We start from the raw sequence: 6,005 nt of genomic DNA, 5'->3' as shown, positions 1-6,005 counted from the left end.
TACACAGTCAACGAAGACGGCCAAATCACCATTAGCGCTGAGCAGTTATTAGCGAACTCAAGCGATGTGGATGGCACCGTCAGCCTAGACTCAGTGTCATACTCTGGTACCGACGGCATATTAACGAATAATCTTGATGGCTCGGTCACTTTCTTCCCTAATGAGAACTTCAACGGCGAAATCAGTCTTGATGTGGTGGTTATCGATGATGACGGCGCGACCGCTGAAACCACCGCAGGCATCACCACACTCGCGGTCAATGATGTGCCATTGGTTGATGGTAACCTGGCTTACAATGTCGATGAAGATGGCACCATTACTCTCAGCCAAGAGCAATTACTTGCCAATGCATCTGATGTAGACGGTGATGATTTAACCGCTGAAGGGCTTAGCGTTGCTGGCAACGCAACAGTTGTGGCGAATGACGATGGCAGCTTCACCATTACCCCAGATGCGGACTTTAATGGCGACTTAGACTTAAGCTTTGATGTCTCAGATGGCACCACCACAGTGGCCACCGGTGTTGATTTAACCGTTAACCCAGTCAACGATGCACCGATTGCGGGTGCCGATATTTATATTCAAGCAGAAGAAGATCAAACCGTTGGCGTTAGTCTTCGTGAAGAGCCTGCTATTCGCCTCGATGCACAACCTGAGTTTGGTATTGTGCAAGCCAATATCAATGATGAATGGGTGACGTTAGAGGTAGGACAAGAATTCGCGCCTGATACTGAAGTACGCTTTGTTGCTGATGAAACCGCAGTTACTGATTCTACTCATACTAGTCAAATCGGTACCTTCGATGATAATGCGACAGTTGATGATTGGGGCACAGAAATAGATTCACATACCCGTGAATTTACTGATGGCGACTTAGTAGTTACCACCCAGAGTACAGATGGGCCGTTAGGCGCTTGGAATGGTAATACTCATATTGGCCATGGTATTGGCGATACCGATAGACAAGGTTTAAGTGGTGATGAGCAGCTAGTTATTAATGTTGAAGGCCAAGATATTAATGAAATCAGCTTCGAACTAGATGGCTTAGGTGGTTGGTTTGTTGAAGGATCTAAAAACTTCACTGAAGTAGAAATTAGGGCTTTTGATGCCGATGGTAACCTCATCGACTCACAAACTTATCATAAAGATGATAATAGTAGTTTCGAGCATACGTATACCCTTACCACGGATGAACCCGTAGCACGATTTGAGTTAGGCACAATTGAAGGTAACGGCACTTATGTGGTGCAGAATATGTCTGTATCGCAGACGTTACCTGATGATGTGGTCTTTACATCGATTGCCGTAGATGGCACTGAAGTAACAGAAACAATTGAGCTGAACCTTCACGCTGGTGATCAAGATATCGATTTATCTGCAGAGCTTCCTGTTGTGACAAGTTCAGAAGGGGCAGATGGTTTTGCTTCTATTGTGATAACCGAGGAGCAGTTGCTTGCACAAGCTTCTGATATTGATAGTGAAAATCTCGATATCATTAATCTTGAGTTAAACGATGAGAATGCAACGCTAACCGACAATGGTGATGGCACTTGGACCCTTACCCCAGATGAGAATTTCTCGGGGGATATTGACCTAACTTATCAAGTGACTGATGGTGAGTTAGTTGATGACAATACTATCCATATCAACTTTGCTGAGGTCAATGATGCACCAATTGCATCTGGACCAATAGTCCTTAGCACTGAAGAAGACAACTCTATTAGCTTCACTGATGCTGATTTACTTGCGAATGCATCTGACATTGAAGGTGATGATTTATCTATCCAAGATGTGAGTTACAGCGGTAATGCCGGTGAGTTAATTACCAATGACGATGGTAGTTACACCTTTGTTCCCAACGAAAATTTCAATGGTGACGTCGACTTAAGTTATGGCATTAGTGATGGTCAAGATGTTACAACCAATAATATTGATTTAACTGTTATCCCTGTTAATGATGTCCCTGTTGCAGGGGCGCCATTAGATTTACAAATGCTCAATGATGGCACCATGACCATTAATGCATCTAGCTTATTGTCAGGTGCAAGTGATGTTGATGGCGATATTCTTCATATTGAAGATTTAGTGCTGACCAATCAGCTGGATGGTACTTTGGTCGACAACGGTGACAATACCTTTAGCTTCACGCCAGCAGAAGGATTTACCGGCAATGTGTCTTTGTCATTCGAGGTTAGTGATGGCCAAGCATCTGCTCCTAGTTCATTAAATATTACCGTTGAAGAATACAACGAAGGCCCTGAAGTCTCTGGCCCAGTTGCGGTAACTGTGGATGAAGACGGCAGTATTACCCTATCTCAAGAAGAATTACTCGCCAATGCCAGTGATGTCGATGGTGATTCTCTGGCCGCAACCAATCTTGTTACCAACGATGAAAATGCGACTGTCGTACAAAATGACAATGGCAGCTTTACGATCACCCCAAGTGAAGATTTCAATGGTGACATCCAATTTACATACGATGTGACTGATGGTATTGAAACGGTTGCCACTGAATTAGATCTAACGGTTACGCCAGTTAATGATGCTCCAGATGTTCCTGATCTTTCATTTAATACCATGGAAGATGAAGCTATAACGGTTACTACCGAGCAGTTACTGGCTCAAGCAACGGATATAGAAGGCGATGAGTTATCTGTTGTTAATGTCACATCGCAAGATCCAAACGTTGAAGTGATTGATAATGGCGATGGGACTTATACGCTAACCCCACAAGCGGAATACAGCGGTACCGCCAGCTTGAGCTTTGATGTCAGTGACGGCACTGATGTGGTTTCGGCCGATATTAGTCTTAATGTTGAGTTTGTAAATGATGTCCCTGAAGCTGGGCCTATTGTTGCTTCTGTAGACGAAGATGGCACAATTTTAGTTACTCAAGAAATGCTACTTGAAAATGCATCAGATCAAGATGGTGATTTCTTAAGAGCCGATGGTTTACAAACTAACGATCCAAATGCGACCGTTGTCGATAATGGCGACGGTACCTTTAGCGTTACGCCTTCTGCTGATTTTAATGGCGATATTGTCTTTAGTTATGATGTTTCGGACGGTGAAACTGACACACCTACAGAGCTGACTCTGACAGTTAATCCAATTAATGACGCGCCTGAAGTGCAGCCGCTTAATTTTGCAATTCAAGAAGATGGAACATTAATCTTCACAGAAGAGCAATTATTGGCACAAGCGACAGATATCGAAGGTGATGAGCTTAGTATTACTGATGTATCTTACAGCGCAGATGAAGGTACATTGACGAATAATGGCGACGGTACTTACAGCTTCACTCCGAATGAACATTTTAGTGGCAATATTGAGGTCGATTTTAGTGTGTCAGATGGCACAGATGAGGTATCACAAAGTATTGGTGTTGCCATCGAAGCCGTTGCTGATGCTCCTGACTTAACAGTAACAACCGGTGATGGCGATGTCGTCACTGATGAAGTGATTGTGGTAGAGCCCGGTTCAACCACGCAACTTAATATTGATGCAAGTCTAGTGGATCAAGACCTTTCTGAAACCCTTACGGTTGAAGTAAATGGTTTACCAGAAGGTTCAGTACTGACCTATGACGGCGAAGCGCTGTTTGACGAACAAAGCAGCGGTATTACCAGTTACGACAATACCGATATTACCGTGACGTTCCAGGGCGAAACTGCCGGATATCAAAATACGGCGGGTTACTATACCGTTGATGAAGAAGGTAATATTACAGGGGTACAAATTGGTTTTGAAAATGCTTCTGAAGTGGGCTCTGGCGGTGAATTAATCCCAGGTGAATCATCCTTCACGTTTGATGTCGAGGCGGGTGAAAGCTTCAATCTATTTGTGATCCCAAATGGTTTCAATCGTAATGACTTTGAGAATATGCAGGACGGTACATTTGAGTTCCGCGATGCCGATGGTAACCCTGCGACTATCGACTCAGTCGACCCGCAATTGGTTCACATTAGTGAAGATGGCGTCGAAACGCCGATTTTAAGTCAATTTGGTGATGCGATTTTCCATGGTGGCAGCAATAGCAATCTTAACGAAGATGGCATAGAGCATACGAGAACCACACTGAATGAAGATGGCGATATTGTTTACGGTGTTGAAGATCTCTTTGGCGGCGGAGATCAAGATTTTGATGACTTCACATTTACCATTGATGTTGGTGAAACAAATAGCCAAATTTTCCAAGGTGAAATTGTTGTTGGTGAAGATGGCAGCGTTGTTATCCCAACCACTGTGTTGGATCAAAACCTTGCAGTTACCTTCCCTGAGGATTACACCGGTTCAGCATCGTTAGAGATCATCGCAACAGCCACTGAACTGTCAAATGACGATCAATCTAGTACTGTTCAAACGATAAACTTTGAAGTTGACCATGCACCTGATTCTGATGCAGTTACCGCACAGGTTGATGAAGATGGCTCAATCACTATTACTCAAGCTGATTTATTAGCGAATGCGACCGATCTTGATGGTGATGATTTAGTTGCCGTTAATGTCAGCTCTGATGATGACAATGTCACATTGGTCGACAATGGTGATGGAACATACACAGTTACCCCTGATGCGGACTTCAACGGTGAAGTATCATTTAGCTTTGATGTCAGTGATGGCGATCAAATCGTCTCCACTGAATTAAATCTAAGTGTTAACCCTGTTAATGATGCTGCTCTAGCGCAAGATCAAAGCTTTAGCATGAACGAAGACGGCGTGATCATCATTACCGATGAGCAACTGCTTGTTGGTGCCACCGACATTGAAGGTGATAATTTAACTATCGCCGATGTGAGTTACACAGGTACCGATGGTGTGCTCACCGACAACGGTGATGGTACCCATAGCTTCGCGCCAAATGAAAACTTTAATGGTGATGTGCAACTTGAATATGGGGTAAGCGATGGAACTGAAGTGACCCCAGCTAACATTGATATCGCTGTTGCCGATGTTAACGATGCACCGGTAGCGGGTTCAACTTCATACACAGTCAACGAAGATGGCCAAATCACCATTAGCCCTGAGCAGTTACTGGCAAACTCTAGTGATGTTGATGGTAGCGTTAGTTTAGATAGCGTGAGCTACTCAGGCACCGACGGTATTCTGGTTCAAAACTCGGACGGCTCAGTGACCTTCTCGCCAAACGAGAACTTCAATGGTGATATTAGCCTCGATATCTCAGTCATCGATGATGATGGGGCAGTGGCGCAAACCACAGCAGGCATTGAAGTCATTGCGGTGAATGATGCACCCGTTTCGGGTGATCTGGCTTACAGTGTTGATGAAGACGGCAGTATTACCCTGTCTCAAGAGCAATTGTTAGCCAATGCCAGTGATGTAGACGGTGATGACTTAACTGCTGGAAATCTAACTGGCGGTAACAACGTTACTATCACAGAAAACGACGATGGCTCATTTACCCTGACTCCTGATGCAAACTTCCATGGTGAAATGGATATAAGCTTTGATGTCTATGACGGTGGAACCACAGTTCAAGCCAACATTGATCTGACTATTAACCCTATAAATGACACAACAGTAGGAGTGGAAGATCAAGCTTACACTGTCGAAGAAGATGGAACCTTAATCTTCACTGATGAGCAATTGCTTACGGGCGCAACAGACATCGATGGAGACGACTTATCCGTTAGTGGTGTTGAATACAGTGGTACCGAAGGTGTATTCACTGATAATGGCGATGGAACATATAGTTTTGCGCCAAATGAGAACTTTAATGGTCAAGTTGAACTTAGCTTCTCGGTCACTGATGGAAAAGAAACCGTTGGCGCTAATATCGATATTACAGTAACTGATATTAATGATGCACCGGTTGCGGGTTCAACCTCATACACAGTCAACGAAGACGGCCAAATCACCATCAGCGCTGAGCAGTTATTAGCGAACTCAAGTGATGTGGATGGCACCGTCAGCCTAGACTCAGTGTCTTACTCTGGTACCGACGGTATCCTGGTTCAAAACCAAGATGGCTCAGTGACCTTCTC

1 protein-coding gene is annotated in these 6,005 nt (G+C 44.2%); it reads left to right on the top strand.

The window, feature by feature from the left end; all coding sequences use genetic code 11:
- Positions 1 to 6,005, top strand: a 6,005-nt coding sequence (locus Q4591_RS19815; protein WP_303462561.1) for a tandem-95 repeat protein, incomplete at both ends; no start/stop codon positions are given.

The sequence above is a fragment of the Shewanella sp. 3_MG-2023 genome (assembly GCF_030548765.1).
Taxonomy (GTDB): Bacteria; Pseudomonadota; Gammaproteobacteria; order Enterobacterales; family Shewanellaceae; genus Shewanella.
This window is presented reverse-complemented; position numbering and strand designations above follow the sequence as displayed.